Source organism: Actinophytocola xanthii (assembly GCF_001921205.1).
Lineage (GTDB): Bacteria > Actinomycetota > Actinomycetes > Mycobacteriales > Pseudonocardiaceae > Actinophytocola > Actinophytocola xanthii.
Map to the genome: position 1 here is coordinate 227254 of NZ_MSIE01000004.1, position 14980 is coordinate 242233.

A 14980-nucleotide genomic window follows, 5' to 3' on the forward strand; every position below is an offset into this window, starting at 1 on the left:
CGCCGTCCCAGATCCTTCGCGGCGCTCCGCACCGCGGTACTGACTGTCTACAGCGAACTCAATCGGCGCCTCCTCGTGCTCCGGCGCGTCACGCGTCTAGCGTCTGCTCACCCGACGGCTCTCGATCTCTGCGAGGGCGGCGGAGCTGACCTCGATCAGTTGACGCAGGGCCCCGGCGTCGAGCGCGAACTCGAAGTCGTAAGGTCCGTTTCCCATGGCGATGCACGCATCGCCCCGGCTGTCAATCCGGTAGCTCATCGGGCACCCGGCGGTGACCGCCACCCATGACCCGATGACCGGGTTGATGCTCTCCATGGAAAGCAAGATAGTTGGAAGGCTTCCATTCCGATATCGCCCGATCGTGGAATTCTTCAATCCGAGATTCACCGGAATACTGAACTTCCGTCAGCGGGAGGTGGATTTTGAACGGCATGGTGAGCCCCGTGCAGAGCAGGCGGCTGGCCCGAACGCTACGCCGGTGGCGCGAGCAGTCCGGGTACTCGGTCGAGCGAGCCGCCGCCGAGCTGCTCTGCGGTGCCGGGACGATCTCCCGCATGGAGACGGGCGCGAGCGCCGAACCGCTGCGCGTCAAGGCGGCGCTCGAGCTGTACGGCGCACCGACCGACCTGGTCCTGGAGATGATCGAGGCGGCCAAGCAGCGCCGCCGCCGCGGGGTGCTGCGCCGGCCGTACCACGACTTCGTCTCCCGCCCGTTCGCCGAGTACCTGGACCTGGAGAACGAGGCCGTCGAGCTGGCCTGCTTCCAGAGCGACATCGTGCACGGCCTGCTGCAGACCGAGGAGTACGCCCGCGCCCTGATCCGCAGTGCCGGCGAGATCGTCGCTCCGGCCGAGGTCGACAAGTACCTGGCCCTGCGCATGGACCGCCAGCAGCGGTTGCTCGGCGAGGACCCGCTGGCGTTGCGCGTTGTCCTGGTGGAAGGCGCGTTGTACACCCAGGTGGGTGGTGTTTCGGTGTTACGCGAGCAGCTGCGGCACGTGCTGGACCTGGTCGACGAGCCCACCATCGCCGTGCGGGTCCTGCCGTTCACCGCGGGCGGCCACTCGGCCGTGGGCTGCAACTTCAGCGTGCTCACCCTGCCCGGTCCTGGCGGTCCCCAACCCGAGGTCGTCTTCACGGAGAACCCGATGTCCTTCATTCTCCAGGATGACCATGCGGAGGTGGATAGAGCCGACCGCATATACGATCGCGTCTGGCGAATGTCCCTGGATACCGAAAGCTCCGCGGACATGATCGCCCGTGTAATCTCCACCCTCAAGGAATAATCGCACACACAGGGGAAAGAATGAACACCGAGAACAAATGGCGGAAGAGCTCCACGTCTGTGGCCAACGGGTCGTGCGTCGAGCTCGCCTACGACGGCGCGGTGCGGGACAGCAAGAACCCGACCGGCCCGGTGCTCGCGGTGGACGTGTCAGCGTTCGTCGACGCGGTGAAGAGCCTCGCCTCCCGCTGAGCGGGAGACGAGGCTCGTCGTCGGTCCTACCGCCTCAGGCCGTTGCGCATGGCGGTGATCAGCTCGCCGTTCGCCGTGTCACCGGACAGCTCCCAGAAGAACGCTCCGCCGAGTCCCTGTTGGTTCGCGTAGCTCATCTTTCCGCTGATCGTCGCGGGGGTGTCGTAGCTCCACCACTGGTTCCCGCAGTGCGCGTACGCCGTGCCGCCCACCGTTCCGGTCGCCGGGCACCGGGTCTTGAGGACCTTGTAGTCCTCGATGCCCGCCTCGTAGGTGCCCGGAGCGGCACCGGTCGCCGAGCCGCCCGGCGCGCTCTGGGTGACACCGGTCCACCCGCGACCGTAGAAACCGATCCCCAGCAACAACTTCTCCGCCGGGACACCCTTGCCGCGCAGCTTCTGGATGGCGGCGTCGGAGTTGAACCCGTCGGCGGGGATACCGGGGTAGGCCCGCAGCGGCGAGTGTGGGGCGGTGGGACCGTCGGCGTCGAAGGCGCCGAAGTAGTCGTAGGTCATCACGTTGTACCAGTTGAGGTACTGCGCGGCACCGCCGTAGTCCGCCGCGTCGATCTTGCCACCGTTCGAGCCGTCGGCGGTGATGGCCGCGGTCACGAGGTTGTCCGAGCCGAAGCGAGCGCGCACCGCGCTCATCAGGTTGCGGAACGAGGCGAACCCGCTGGTGTCACAGGTGAGACCGCACGCGTTGGGGTACTCCCAGTCGATGTCGATCCCGTCGAACACGTCGGCCCAGCGCGGGTCCTCCACCAGCCGGTAGCACGACTCGGCGAACGCGGCGGGGTTCTGCGCCGCGGCGCCGAAGCCGCCCGACCAGGACCAACCGCCGAAGGAGAACAGCACCTTCAGCCCGGGGTACATCCGCTTGAGCTTGCGCAGCTGGTTGAAGTTGCCGCGCAGTGCTCCGGCGTCCCAGGTGTCGGCCACACCGTCCACACTGGAGGCGGCGTCGTAGAACCGGTCATAGTCGGCGTAGGCGTCGCCGATCTGGCACTGGCCGTTGGTCACATTGCCGAAGGCGTAGTTGATGTGGGTCAGCTTCGCCGCCGACCCGCTCGTGTGGATGTTCTTCACGTGGTAGTTGCGGCCGTACACGCCCCACTGGACGAAGTAGCCGAGGTTCTTCTTCGCCGCCCTCGCCTTGCCGCTGGCGGCGGCGGGAGTGGCCTGGGTGTCTGGCTGCGGGCTCGCGCCCTGTGCGGGGCTGACGGCCGTGCCGAGGACGAGGGCCAGTACGGCCGTCATCAACACCGGTAGGCGCCATGTTTTCCCGGTCATCGTTCTCCTCGTGGGTGCAGGGGGCCAGCGCGGGAGATCCGATTCCCACTATGTGGTCTAGACCACGTAACGTCAAGAGGTCTGGACCAGCTGCTCCGCCTCGGGCTCAGGCCGGACGGGGCGCGTACATGATGACCGCCACCCCGAGCAGGCACAGGCCGGCGCCGAGCAGGTCGAACCGGTCCGGGCGGAAGCCGTCCACCAGAACGCCCCAGGCGAGCGAGCCAGCGACGAAGACGCCCCCGTAGGCGGCGAGGATCCGCCCGAAGTGGGCCTGCGGCTGGAAGGCGGCGACGAAGCCGTAGGCACCCAGGGCGAGCACTCCGGCCGCCACCCAGAGCAACCCGCGGTGCTCCCGTACCCCCTGCCAGACCAGCCAGGCGCCGCCGATCTCGGCCACGGCGGCCAGCAGGAACAGGACGAGCGAGCGCGCGATGAGCATGGCGCACCGTAACCCGCCTCGTCGGTGGTCCCCGCCCACCGGCCGGGCGTTCTTGCTAAGTTCAGCGAACTAACGAGGACGGGGGTCTCCGCATGTCACAGGCCTGGACCGAGCCTGGCGCCTTCGAGGTCGGCGAGGGGGTGTGGCGCATCCCGCTGCCGTTGCCCACCGACGGCCTGCGGGCGGTGAACGTGTACGCCCTGCGCACGGGTAGCGGCCTGGTCCTCGTGGACTCCGGCTGGGCCCTCGACGTGGCGCGGACCCAGCTCGAGCAGTCGCTTGGCTCGATCGGGTACGACCTGGCCGACATCACCCGGTTCCTGGTCACCCACGCCCACCGCGACCACTACACGCTCGCGATCACCCTGCGCAGGCTGTTCGGTGCGAAGGTGGCCCTGGGGATCGGGGAGCAGCCGTCGCTCGAGCGGATCATGTCCGGCCGGATGGACGGGCAGGCCCGGGCGATGGTGCGCTGGGGAGCGGGTGAGCTCATGCGCAGGTGGACCGAGGAGTTCGGCGGCCGCGACGCGGCGCGCTCCCAGTCGGTCTACGAGAACCCGGACGAATGGCTGGACGGCACCACCAAGATCGACCTCGGCGAGCGGACGCTGGTCGCCCTGCCGACGCCCGGCCACACCCAGGGGCACGTCGTGTTCGTCGACGAGCAGGCGGGGGTGTTGTTCGCCGGGGACCACGTGCTGCCCCACATCACGCCGTCGATCGGCTTCGAGCCCGAGGTCGAGCCGCTGGCGCTGCGCGACTACCTCGACAGCCTCCAGCTGGTGCGCTCCTACCCCGACCTGCGGCTGCTGCCCGCGCACGGGCCGGTCGCGCCGAGCGTGCACGCCCGGGTCGACGAGCTGCTCGACCACCACGAGGAGCGCCTCGCCGCCACCCTGGACGCCGTTCGGAACGGCGCGGCCACCGCCTACGAGGCCGCGCTGCGGCTGGGCTGGACGCGTCGGCAGCGACGGTTCGCCGACCTCGACCTGTTCAACCAGACGCTGGCGGCCGGTGAGACCGCCGCGCACCTCGACCTGCTGGTGGCACGCGGCGAACTCCGGGCTTCCACAGTAGACGGTGTGACCGAGTACTCGATCGGGTAAGGGGAAGTTCCAGATCAGTCCTCAGTGGACTCGCCAACGGGCCGGTCCAGCCGGTCGAGCCCGAGCATCGCGAGCAGGTTCGCGCAGTCCTGCGGGTCGCTGGAGTGGTACGCGACGGTCTGCGCGGCCTTGCGGTTCTGCACCGCGTAGTGGATCTTCTCGCTCGCCCGTGCTTCGGCGAAGCGTCCCTGCTCGATCGTCGGGCTGGCGTGTCTTGCCCAGGTCATGCGGAACCTTTCTGGTTGGCTCACCGGCGGTTCGGCGAGCACTGCGTGGCAGCGTCATCGCCGAGTGCTGGTGGGCGACGACGGCCCTCCGTGGCCCCACCGGCACCTCGCCGGGGGGATCCCGACCTCGAAATCCTGACAGTACGCCGGGTGCCACACCAGCCGGACGGCGCAGGGTCGATCCCGCCCGGCGGCACCGGCTGGGGTGCCATACCAGGTGGGCGCCCGGTTTGCAAAGGCGATTAACTGTTTTTCCCAGTGTTCCCGGTATTGCCGATTTCTACGGTGTGCGGCCGGGTGCTCACGGGCAGTCCCCGTCCGGGGGTGCCGTGAGGGGGCGGCACCCGCTCTTCGCGGTCACCGTCCGTGTCCGTCCTACGCCGGTCGAGTAGCTCACGGGCGCGCCGGACGGCTCGTTCGGCGGCGCGAGCCACCGCCTCCGGGTCCACCCCCGGCGCCGGCGGAACCCGCAGGAGGGGCACCGCCGGCGCGGGCTCCGGTGCGGGCGGCGCCGCCCCCGTTGTGCTTCGCGCCGCGCGGATCCGCAGCTGCTCGGTCAGTTCCCGGCGTTCCCGGCCGCGCAGGAGCAGGAGCACGAACGGGTCGCCGTCGAGCAGCCACGCCACCTGGAAGCAGATGGCCGCGGCGTGCTGGCAGAGCTCCCAGTCCGGGCAGTCACACTCCGCACGCAGGTCACCAATCCCCGGCAGCAGTCGGACCTCGGCGTCGGCAGCCGCCTCGACGAGGTCCCGTGGCATGTCCCGGTCGAGCAGCGCGGCGAGGTGCCCGGCCTTACCGGCGACCTCGTCGAGGAACCGGCTCCACTCGTCCGCGCCGAGCGGGTCGACCACGACGGCCGTGTCGTGGACCTCGTCCACGTCGGAGACCTGCGCGGTGATCCGTCCCGGGCTGACCGTGATCGGGCCGACCCGGCCGGCGCCGGCGTGCAGCCGTCCGCGCCGCAGCGGCTCCTGGCCCAGCGCGGTGTCGGTCACGGCCTGGACCCAGGATCGACCCCACCAGGTGCGGGCCGGCCGCCGCCGGCCGGCCGGGAACGCGGGAAAGCCGACGGCCTCGCTCACCACCCACCCCGCAGTTCCACCAGCGCGGCCAACTCGGCGTCGGACAGCTCGGTCAGCTCCGCGCCGTCCGTCTCCGCCGGGTCCAGCACGGCCGATGCGAGGTCCTTCTTGGCCTCCAGCAGCTCCGCGATCCGGTCCTCCACGGTGCCCTCCGCGATCAGGCGGTGCACCTGGACCGGCCGCTGTTGCCCGATCCGGTACGCGCGGTCGGTGGCCTGGGCCTCGACGGCGGGGTTCCACCAGCGGTCGTAGTGCACGACGTGGTCCGCGCGGGTGAGGGTCAGCCCGGTCCCGGCGGCCCGGAGCGAGAGCAGGAACACCGGGGGGTCGGCCGAGTCCTGGAAACGCCGGACCAACTCGTCGCGTTGCGCTACCGGGGTACCCCCGTGCAACAGCTGGACCGGCACGTTGCACCGGCCCAGATGCGTTGCGAGCAGCCGCGCCATCGCAACGTACTGGGTGAACACGAGCAGGGCCCCGCCCTCCGCCCGTACGGTGCCCACCAGCTCGTCGAGCAGCTCGAGCTTGCCGGAACGCCCGGCCAGCGGGCCCGTCTCGCCCAGGTACTGGGCGGGGTGGTTGCAGATCTGTTTGAGCGCGGTCAGCAGCGCCAGCACCAGCCCGCGGCGTTGCATCCCGCCCGCGCTCCGGATCTGGGCCATGGTCTCCGCCACCACGGCCCGGTAGAGCCCCGCCTGCTCGGCGGTCAGCCGGACCGGCCGGTCGGTCTCGGTTTTGGGCGGCAGCTCGGGCGCGATGCCCGGGTCGCTCTTGCGGCGCCGCAGCAGGAACGGCCGGACCAGCCGGGAGAGCCGGTCGGCGGCGGGGCCGTCGCCCGCGGCCACCGGCCCGGCCCACCGGGAGCGGAACGAGCCGAGGGAGCCGAGCAGGCCGGGCGTGGTCCAGTCCAGGATCGCCCACAGCTCGGTCAGGTCGTTCTCCACCGGGGTGCCGGTCAGCGCGACCCGCGCCGCGGCGGGGATGCGCCGCAGCGCTCGCGCCGTCTCCGAGCCGGGGTTCTTCACGTGCTGTGCCTCGTCGGCGACGACGAGGTCCCAACCGCCGGTGGCGAGGCGGTCGGCGTCGGTGCGCATCGTGCCGTAGGTGGTGAGCACGAAGCCCGGGGTGCCGGCGGCCGGGGGAAGCGCCCGGTCCGCCCCGTGGAAGCGGGTGACCGGGATGCCCGGTGCGAAGCGGCGGATCTCGCGTTCCCAGGTGCCCAGCAGCGACGCGGGGGAGACGACCAGCGTCGGGCCGGCCATGCGGTGCAGGTGCAGCGCGATCAGCGTCACGGTCTTGCCGAGCCCCATGTCGTCGGCGAGGCAGCCGCCGAGGCCAAGCGCGGTCATCCGGGCGAGCCAGCGCAGGCCGTGCAGCTGGTAGTCGCGCAGTGTCGCGGCGAGCGCCGGCGGCTGGTCGACCGGCTCCTCCGCCAGCCGCTCACGCAGTCGCTCCCACGGTCTGCCCGGCGCGACCGGCACCCACTCGCCGTCGATGCGGACCGCGCCGGTGAGCGCCGCGCCGAGCGCGTCGATCGCGGGCAGCGGCGGCAGAACCCGCTCGCGAGCCTTGCGCACGAAATCCGGGGCGGCCAGCGCCCAGCCGCCCCGCAACCGCACCACCGGCCGGTGGGCCCGCGCCAGCTCGTCCAGCTCCCGCTCGGTCAGCGGCTCGCCGCCGGCGCTCAACTGCCAGCTGAGCTCGAACAGCTCGCCAGGGCCGAAGGCGGCGCGCTCGTCGTCCCCGCCGCGCACCGCGACCCGGGCCGCCAGGTCCCGGGACAGCTCACGCGGCCAGTGCACGTCGATGCCCGCCTCGGCGAGCCGTGCGCCGCCGGCCCCGAGCAGGTCGAGCACCTCGGCGTCGTCGAGCACGAGCCGGTCGGGGACGGCCAGGTCGAGCAGCCGGTGCAGTGGCGGCCACACCCCGGCGGCCCGGCGCAGCGCGAGCACGGCCTCCGGGTCGTGGCCCCAGCGCTCGACGAGGTCGGCGAGGGTGGCGCCGGTGTGCACCTGCACCACGACGGTGAACGGTCCGGCGGAGAGGTCCCCTCCGGGTACCTCGACGCGCAGCGACACCCGCTCCAGGGCCAGTGCCTCGGCCCAGGCCCGCAGCTCCGGCACCTGGTGGACGGCGGCGCCGGCGAAGGCCGGGCCGTCGTCCACCCTGGTCAGTACGTCCGCGACCGCGTCCAGCAACGGCTGCTCCAGCAACGGCTGCTCCAGTTCGGACGGCTCAAGTGGACATACCCGCCAGGCGTCGTGGCCGGCAGGGGTGACCGTGGGCAGCAGGCGGCCCTGGGCCACCAGCCGCAGCGCGGTGTGCGCCGCGGCGGACCAGGCCGCCATGGACGGGTCGCCGGGTAGGGCGTGCAGCAGCAGCGGCAGCGCCTCGGCGATGGGGAGCCGGATGGTCCGGTCCCGGTCGGTGAACACGACATGGCCCTGCCGGGGCGGGTCCGCCGGCGCGATGCCCGCGGCCCACCCCCGCAGGTCCGCCGGGGTCAGCGGCACCTGCTCAGTCCTCCTCAGACACTCATCCGCTGGTACCGGCGCACCGAGAGCGGGAAGAAGACCGCCACCAGTACGAGCGGCCAGATCAGCGCCATCAGGACCGAATGCTGGGCGACCCACGACTCGCCACCCCAGCCGGGGTTGCCGAACAGCTCCCGCGCCGCAGCCGCCGTGGCCGACAGCGGGTTCCAGTCGGCGATCGTGCCCAGCCAGCCCGGCATGGTCGCCGGCGGGACGAACGTGTTCGCCAGGAAGCCGATCGGCCAGATGAGGATCTGCACCATGCCGACCGCCTCCGGGTTGCGGAGCACGAGCCCGAGGTAGATCCCGACCCACAGCATCGCGAAGCGCAGCAGCAGGAGCAGCCCGACAGCGCCCGCCGTGGCGCCGAGCGAACCGTGGGCACGCCAGCCCACGAGGAGCCCGCTGACGATGATCACGGCCAGCGCCGCGGCCGAGTTGAGCATGTCCGCGCCGCACCGGCCGACCACGACCGCCGACGGCGCCATCGGCATCGACCGGAAGCGGTCGGTGACGCCCCGCGCGGCGTCGGTGCTGACCGCGATCATCGTGGCCTCCATGCCGAAGACCATGGTCATGGCGAACATCCCGGGCAGCAGGAACTCCGTGTAGTCCGCCCCGCCCGGGACCACCATCGCCCCGCCGAACAGGAAGGCGAACATCAGCACGAGCAGCACCGGGAACAGCAGGCCGACGACAACCGGGGCCGGTTCGCGGGCCCAGTGCATCAGGTCCCGGCGGGTGACGGTCCACCCGTCGGCGACCGCCCAGCGCAACCGCCCCGTCATGCCATCACCTCCTCGTCCGCGTGGTGACCGGTCAGGTGCAGGAAGACCTCGTCGAGGGTCGGGCGACGCAGGGCGACGTCCTCCACCTCGATGCCGGTCTCCTGCAGCGCACGGACCGACTCGGTCAGCGCGACCACACGGTCGCTCACCGCCGCGCTCACCCGCCGGGCGTCCGGGTCGAGCTCGGGCGGCCCCGCCGCGACCCGCTCCACGACCGCCGCCGCGCGCGTCAGGTCGGCCCCGTCACGCAGCACGACGTCCATCCGGTCGCCCCCGAGCTCGGACTTGAGCCGCTCCGGGCTGCCCTCGGCGATCAGCCGCCCGCTGTCGATGACCGCGATCCGGTCGGCGAGCTGGTCGGCCTCGTCGAGGTACTGGGTGGTCAGCAGCACCGTGGTGCCGCCGGCGACCAGGTCCCGGATCGCGCTCCAGACCTCGTTCCGGCCGCGCGGGTCCAGGCCCGTCGTCGGCTCGTCGAGGAACAGCACGGTCGGCGCCAGGATCAGGCTCGCCGCCAGGTCGAGGCGCCTGCGCATGCCGCCGGAGAACGCCTTGACGCTCTTGGTGCCGGTGTCGGCCAGGTCGAACCGGTCGAGCAGCTCGCCGGCCCTGGCCCGAGCGGCGGCGGGGGACAGGTGGTACAGCCGGCCGAACAGCTCCAGGTTCTGCCGGGCGGAGAGCGCCTCGTCCACAGCGGCGTTCTGGCCGACGAGGCCGATCGCCGCGCGCACCCGGTGTGGCTCGCGGAGCACGTCGAACCCGGCCACCTCGGCGTGCCCCGAGTCCGGCCGCAGCAGCGTGGTCAGGATGCGCACGGCCGTCGTCTTGCCCGCGCCGTTGGGTCCGAGCAGCCCGAGCACGGAGCCCGCGGCCACGGACAGGTCCACCCCGTCGAGCGCGGTGCGTTCACCGAAGCGCTTGCGCAACCCCTCGGTGACGATCGTGGGTCTCACCCCTGGTCCTCCAGTCGTACGTCGTACGGAGTTTCACCGAACAATACCGTACATCGTACGGAGAGCCTAGGATGTAACCCGTATGACGAAAAAACCTGAGGACAAGCACTACGGCGGCCGTGGCGACCCGGCTCGCAGCATGGCGCTGCTCTGGCGCGAGGCCGAGCCGCCCGCTCGCGGGCGTGGCCCGCGCCCGGCCCTCGACGTGGACCGGATCGTCGCCGCGGCCATCGAGATCGCCGACGCGGAGGGGCTTGCGGCGCTGTCCATGCGCAAGGTCGCGGAGCGGCTCGGGGTCGGGACGATGTCGCTCTACACCTACGTGCCGGCCAAGGCCGAGCTGATCGACGTCATGTACGACACGGTCTGCGGCGAGGTGGCGCCGGAGTGGGCGCCCGGCTGGCGCGAGCGGCTCGAGCTGATCGCCCGGGCCTACCTGGAGAACTACCGCCGCCACCCCTGGCTGCTGGCGGTGATGGCGAACTCGCGGCCCCCGCTCGGACCCAACGGCATCGCCAACTACGACAACGACCTGCGGGCCATCGAGGGCATCGGGCTGTCCGACCTCGAGATGGACTCGGTGGTCACCATGCTCTACGTGTACGTCCAGGGCGCGGCGCACACCGCGATCGAGGCGGCGGGAAGCGAGCGGAGTACCGGGGTGTCCGATCAGGAGTGGTGGGAGGCCTACGCCCCCCTGCTGGAGAAGGTCTTCGACCCCGAGAAGTACCCGACCGCCGCCCGCGTCGGCGCGAAGGCCGGCGAGACCTACCAGTCCGCCTACGACCCCGAGCACGGCTTCCGCTTCGGCCTGGCCCGGCTCCTCGACGGGGTCGAGGCCATGATCGGCGCCGGCCGCTGACCCGGGTGTCGGTCCCACCCCGGCGGAGAACTGGTCGGATCGGACATTCGGGCTATTGCCACCGGCGGCGTTTGTTGCGACTGTCCGCGGGTGAACTCGTCGACCGCGACAACCGTGTTCCTGCCGATCGCCCTCGGGGTGATCATGCTCGGCCTCGGGCTGTCGCTCACGGTCGCCGACTTCGGCAGGGTGCTCCGGTACCCGCGGGCCGCCGCCGTCGCGCTGGGGTGCCAGATCCTCGTGCTGCCCGCGCTCTGCCTCGGGCTCGTGCTGCTGTTCGACCTCCAGCCAACCCTGGCCGTGGGCATGATGCTGCTCGCGGCCTCGCCCGGCGGGACCACGGCCAACCTGTTCAGCCACCTCGCCGGCGGCGACGTGGCGCTCAACGTCACGCTGACCGCCGTCAACTCGGTGCTCGCGGTCATCACGCTGCCGGTCGTGGTCAACCTCGCCATCGACGGGTTCCTCGACGGCGGCGACGCGATCGGGTTGCAGCCGGACAAGCTGGTCCAGGTGTTCGCGATCGTGCTCGTCCCGGTCGCGCTCGGCATGCTCCTGCGGAACCGGGCACCCGCGCTCGCCGAGCGGCTCAACCGGCCGGTCAAGATCGCCTCGGTGGTCGTGCTCGTGTCGGTGATCGCGGTCGCGGTGTACCAGGAACGGGACAACGTCCTCGACTACGTCCGCGCGGTCGGGTTGGTCGCGCTCCTGCTCTGCGTCGCGAGCCTCGCCGTCGGGTACCTGGTGCCCCGCGCGTTCGCGGTGCCGCGCGGCCAGGCCGTCGCCTCCTCCTTCGAGATCGGCGTGCACAACAGCACCCTGGCCATCACAATCGCGCTGAGCCCGGCGTTGCTCGACAGTCCGGAGATGGCCGTACCACCGGCCGTCTACGGAATATTGAGCTTCGTACCTGCGGGTTTGCTTGCCTATGCGCTCAGTCGGCGCGACGACGACCGGGCACTGAGCAGACCGGGCCGCTAGCGGGCTGCGTCACAACCCGGTTGCGCGCGGTGCGGCGGGGTTCGAGATACTGGCGAGTAACATATGGCTGACAACCGTCAAGGTCGCCGGATGCGGAGGCGTTCGTGGTCGTTCGAATGATCCTGGGCGTGCTGATCACCCTGGTGGTGCTCGCCGTGGCCGCCCGGCGCGCCAAGTTCCTGTTCGACCTGATCAAGGCCGGGCAGCCGGTCGACCGGTTCGACCACCTGGGCAGCCGGCTGTGGGCGCAGGTGCGGGAGGTGTTCGGCCAGCGCAAGCTGCTGAAGTGGTCGATCCCCGGCGTGGCGCACCTGTTCACGTTCTGGGGCTTCGTCATCCTCGCCTCGGTCTACCTCGAGGCCTACGGCGCCCTGTTCGACTACGACTTCCACATCCCGATCATCGGGCGTTGGGCGGTACTGGGCTTCGCCCAGGACTTCATCGGGGTCATGGTGCTGCTCTCGCTGGCCGCGTTCGCGATCATCCGGCTGCGCCAGGCCCCGGAGCGCCGCCAGCGCGCCTCGCGCTTCTACGGCTCGCACACCGGCGGCGCCTGGCTGATCCTGTTCATGATCTTCAACGTGGTCTGGACGATGTTCCTGTTCCGCGGCGCCTCGGCGGCGGTCGGGAACTTCCCCTACGAGTCCGGTGCCTGGGTCTCGCTCGGCGTGGGGGAGCTGCTCGAGCCGTTCGGCCACACCGCGAACGAGTGGATCGAGTCGATCGGGCTGCTCGCGCACATCGGCGTGATGCTCTCGTTCCTGATCATCGTGCTCTACTCCAAGCACCTGCACATCTTCGTCGCGCCGATCAACGTCTCGACCAAGCGGCTGCCGGACGGCCTCGGCCCGCTGCTGCCGATGGAGTCGCGCGGAGAGCCGGTGGACTTCGAGGACCCGGGCGACGACGACGTGTTCGGCCGGGGCAAGATCGAGGACTTCACCTGGAAGGGCATGCTCGACTTCACCACCTGCACCGAGTGCGGGCGTTGTCAGAGCCAGTGCCCGGCGTGGAACACCGGCAAGCCGCTGTCGCCCAAGCTCGTGATCATGAACCTTCGCGACCACCTGTTCGCGAAGGCGCCCTACATCATCGGCGGCCAGACGGTTCCGGACCACAGCGACATCGACGTGCTCGAGCTGGCGGGCAAGAACGGCCACCACGTGCCGGAGTCCGGCTACGAGCGGGTGCCCGGTACCGGGCCGGAGCAGGCGGTGCGCCCGCTGGTCGGGTCGGCCGAGGTCGGCGGGGTCATCGACCCGGACGTGCTCTGGTCGTGCACGACCTGCGGTGCCTGCGTCGAGCAGTGCCCGGTGGACATCGAGCACGTCGACCACATCGTCGACATGCGCCGCTACCAGGTGATGATCGAGTCCGAGTTCCCCAGCGAGCTGGGGACGCTGTTCCGCAACCTGGAGAACAAGGGCAACCCCTGGGGCCAGAACAACTCCGAGCGGATGGACTGGGCGAAGGGACTGGACTTCGAGGTGCCGGTGTTCGACGGCGAGCTGGCCGAGGACGTCGAGTACCTCTACTGGATCGGCTGCGCCGGCTCGTTCGACGACAACGCGAAGAAGACCGTGCGGGCCACGGCCGAGCTGCTGCACATCGCCGGCGTGAAGTACGTGGTGCTGGGCAACGAGGAGAGCTGCACCGGCGACCCGGCACGCCGGGCGGGCAACGAGTTCCTGTTCCAGATGATGGCCCAGCAGACCGCCGAGATGCTGAACAGCGTCTTCGAGGGCCGCGAGCCGGTCCGCCGCAAGATCATCACGACCTGCCCGCACTGCATGAACACGCTCGGTCGGGAGTACCCGCAGCTGGAGGGCATGATCCCGTCCTTCGGCGGCACCCACGGCCACTACGAGGTGCTGCACCACACGCAGGTGCTCAACCGGCTGGTGCGCGAGGGCAAGCTGACCCCGGTCAAGCCCGCCGACGGCGGCGCCCCGGTCACCTACCACGACCCGTGCTACCTGGGCCGGCACAACAAGGTGTACGAGCCGCCGCGCGAGCTGGTCGGCGCCGCCGGCGCCACCCTCACCGAAATGCCCCGCCACGCCGACCGCTCCCTGTGCTGCGGCGCGGGCGGCGCGCGGATGTGGATGGAGGAGCACATCGGCAAGCGGATCAACCTGGAGCGGGTCGACGAGGCGCTGGACACCAACGCCAAGGAGGTCGTCACCGGGTGCCCGTTCTGCCGCGTGATGATCACCGACGGTCTGGTCCAGCGGCAGAGCGAGGACAGGGGCACCGACGTACAGGTGCGGGACGTCTCTCAGATGCTGCTGGAGTCGGTGAAGCGGGGTCAGGCGTAGCGGGTGGCGGGCCGGGTCCCGAACGGGTCACGAAATGCGGCGGTGGTGAAACGGGTGATCCACAGGGCGCGATAGGCGGATGTCCGTCCCCATCGCGTTCCGGAGGCCCTGTTGCACGCCCCCCTGCGTAGACCCGTCCGCACCCTGGCGACCGCAGCCTCGGTGCTCGTCCTGGTCGTCTGCGCCGCGAACCTCTTCGCCACGTGGGCCGCGTGGAACACGCACTCGGTCGCCGCGGACTATCTCGCGGGCCTGCCCGGTGTCGGCGAGGACGAGCTGCTCGCCGTCGACGACACCGCGCTCGCCGCGCTCTGGGTGAACCTGATCGCCATCGTCGCGTCGGTGGCGGTGTTTCTGACCTGGCTGTGGCGGGCCCGGGTGAACTCCGAAGCCATGTCGAACGTCCAGCACCGCCTGTCCAGGGGCTGGACCATCGGTGCCTGGTTCTGCCCGGTGGTGAACCTGTGGTTCCCCCGGCGGATCATGGACGACATCTGGCGCGCCAGCCGCCCCGACGTGCCGCCCAACCACTACGCCGCCGAGTCCCTGCCGCAGAGCCCGCTCGTCCGCGCCTGGTGGCTCGCCGTCGTCGTGGACTACGCGGTGCAGTACCTGCACCGGATCCAGTCCAGGAGCAGCGAGGTGACCCTCGGCTCGATCAAGACCCAGGCGATCTACTCGACGATCAGCACCGTGCTGGTCGTCGTGGCTGGTGTTCTGCTGGTCAGGGTCATCCGCGAGATCACTGGATGGCAGGCGGCACCGGTGGGCGGGCCTCAGGGTGACTCCAGCGGTCCTCGTCCGGAGCTAGCTCGACCGCGGCCAGACTGGGGCGGTGAGCGCCGGAGCTGAACCAACCGCTGTCCCACCCGTCAAGCTGGACCGGGTGGTGATTCGGTTTGCTGGTGATTCTGGTGA

General features: G+C 70.8%; 15 protein-coding genes. 7 read left to right on the forward strand and 8 right to left on the reverse strand.

Features of this window, described 5'->3' with window-relative positions:
* Positions 1-96: 96 nt before the first annotated feature.
* On the reverse strand, positions 97-315 hold the full coding sequence (locus BU204_RS04110) for a hypothetical protein (RefSeq protein WP_075124162.1): 219 nt from the start codon (positions 313-315) through the stop codon (positions 97-99).
* Between the two features lie 116 nt (positions 316-431).
* Here BU204_RS04110 and BU204_RS04115 point away from each other — a divergent pair, with 116 nt between their 5' ends.
* Positions 432-1286, forward strand: coding sequence for a helix-turn-helix domain-containing protein (locus BU204_RS04115; protein WP_075124163.1), 855 nt, complete (start codon positions 432-434; stop codon positions 1284-1286).
* Positions 1287-1306: 20 nt separating this feature from the next.
* Complete coding sequence (locus BU204_RS04120; RefSeq protein WP_075124164.1) at positions 1307-1477, forward strand: DUF397 domain-containing protein; 171 nt, start codon at positions 1307-1309, stop codon at positions 1475-1477.
* Positions 1478-1503: 26 nt separating this feature from the next.
* Here the strand turns inward: BU204_RS04120 and BU204_RS04125 are convergent, their stop codons facing one another.
* Entirely contained in the window at positions 1504-2769 is a 1266-nt protein-coding gene (locus BU204_RS04125) for a glycoside hydrolase family 18 protein (RefSeq protein WP_075124165.1), read from the reverse strand.
* Positions 2770-2875: 106 nt separating this feature from the next.
* Complete coding sequence (locus BU204_RS04130; protein ID WP_075124166.1) at positions 2876-3211, reverse strand: YnfA family protein; 336 nt, start codon at positions 3209-3211, stop codon at positions 2876-2878.
* Between the two features lie 92 nt (positions 3212-3303).
* Here BU204_RS04130 and BU204_RS04135 point away from each other — a divergent pair, with 92 nt between their 5' ends.
* Positions 3304-4317 carry an MBL fold metallo-hydrolase gene (locus tag BU204_RS04135; RefSeq protein ID WP_075124167.1) on the forward strand — a complete coding sequence of 338 codons (1014 nt, stop codon included), beginning with the start codon at positions 3304-3306 and terminating at the stop codon, positions 4315-4317.
* Between the two features lie 14 nt (positions 4318-4331).
* Here BU204_RS04135 and BU204_RS04140 read toward each other — a convergent pair whose 3' ends face one another.
* From BU204_RS04140 to BU204_RS04160, 5 genes are all read right to left on the reverse strand, one after another.
* On the reverse strand, positions 4332-4544 hold the full coding sequence (locus BU204_RS04140; protein ID WP_075124168.1) for a hypothetical protein: 213 nt from the start codon (positions 4542-4544) through the stop codon (positions 4332-4334).
* Positions 4545-4786: 242 nt separating this feature from the next.
* Entirely contained in the window at positions 4787-5626 is an 840-nt protein-coding gene (locus BU204_RS04145; protein WP_143229293.1) for an SWIM zinc finger family protein, read from the reverse strand.
* Positions 5623-7974, reverse strand: coding sequence for a DEAD/DEAH box helicase (locus BU204_RS04150; protein WP_083660984.1), 2352 nt, complete (start codon positions 7972-7974; stop codon positions 5623-5625). The genes BU204_RS04145 and BU204_RS04150 overlap by 4 nt, the downstream gene beginning before the upstream one ends.
* Before the next feature lie 179 nt (positions 7975-8153).
* Positions 8154-8948: an ABC transporter permease gene (locus BU204_RS04155; protein ID WP_075124170.1), complete on the reverse strand. Its 795-nt coding sequence runs from the start codon at positions 8946-8948 to the stop codon at positions 8154-8156.
* On the reverse strand, positions 8945-9901 hold the full coding sequence (locus BU204_RS04160; RefSeq protein WP_075124171.1) for an ATP-binding cassette domain-containing protein: 957 nt from the start codon (positions 9899-9901) through the stop codon (positions 8945-8947). The genes BU204_RS04155 and BU204_RS04160 overlap by 4 nt, the downstream gene beginning before the upstream one ends.
* 82 nt (positions 9902-9983) lie before the next feature.
* On the opposite strand from BU204_RS04160, the gene BU204_RS04165 reads away from it, so the two are divergent.
* The 4 genes from BU204_RS04165 to BU204_RS04180 all read left to right on the forward strand — a co-directional run bounded on the left by BU204_RS04165 (position 9984) and on the right by BU204_RS04180 (position 14914).
* Positions 9984-10763: a TetR/AcrR family transcriptional regulator gene (locus tag BU204_RS04165; protein ID WP_075124172.1), complete on the forward strand. Its 780-nt coding sequence runs from the start codon at positions 9984-9986 to the stop codon at positions 10761-10763.
* A gap of 90 nt (positions 10764-10853) precedes the next feature.
* Positions 10854-11744, forward strand: coding sequence for a bile acid:sodium symporter family protein (locus BU204_RS04170; protein WP_075124173.1), 891 nt, complete (start codon positions 10854-10856; stop codon positions 11742-11744).
* Positions 11745-11848: 104 nt separating this feature from the next.
* Complete coding sequence (locus BU204_RS04175; RefSeq protein ID WP_075124174.1) at positions 11849-14062, forward strand: (Fe-S)-binding protein; 2214 nt, start codon at positions 11849-11851, stop codon at positions 14060-14062.
* A 111-nt stretch (positions 14063-14173) separates the two neighbouring features.
* Positions 14174-14914 carry a DUF4328 domain-containing protein gene (locus BU204_RS04180; RefSeq protein ID WP_158073394.1) on the forward strand — a complete coding sequence of 247 codons (741 nt, stop codon included), beginning with the start codon at positions 14174-14176 and terminating at the stop codon, positions 14912-14914.
* Positions 14915-14980: the final 66 nt, after the last annotated feature.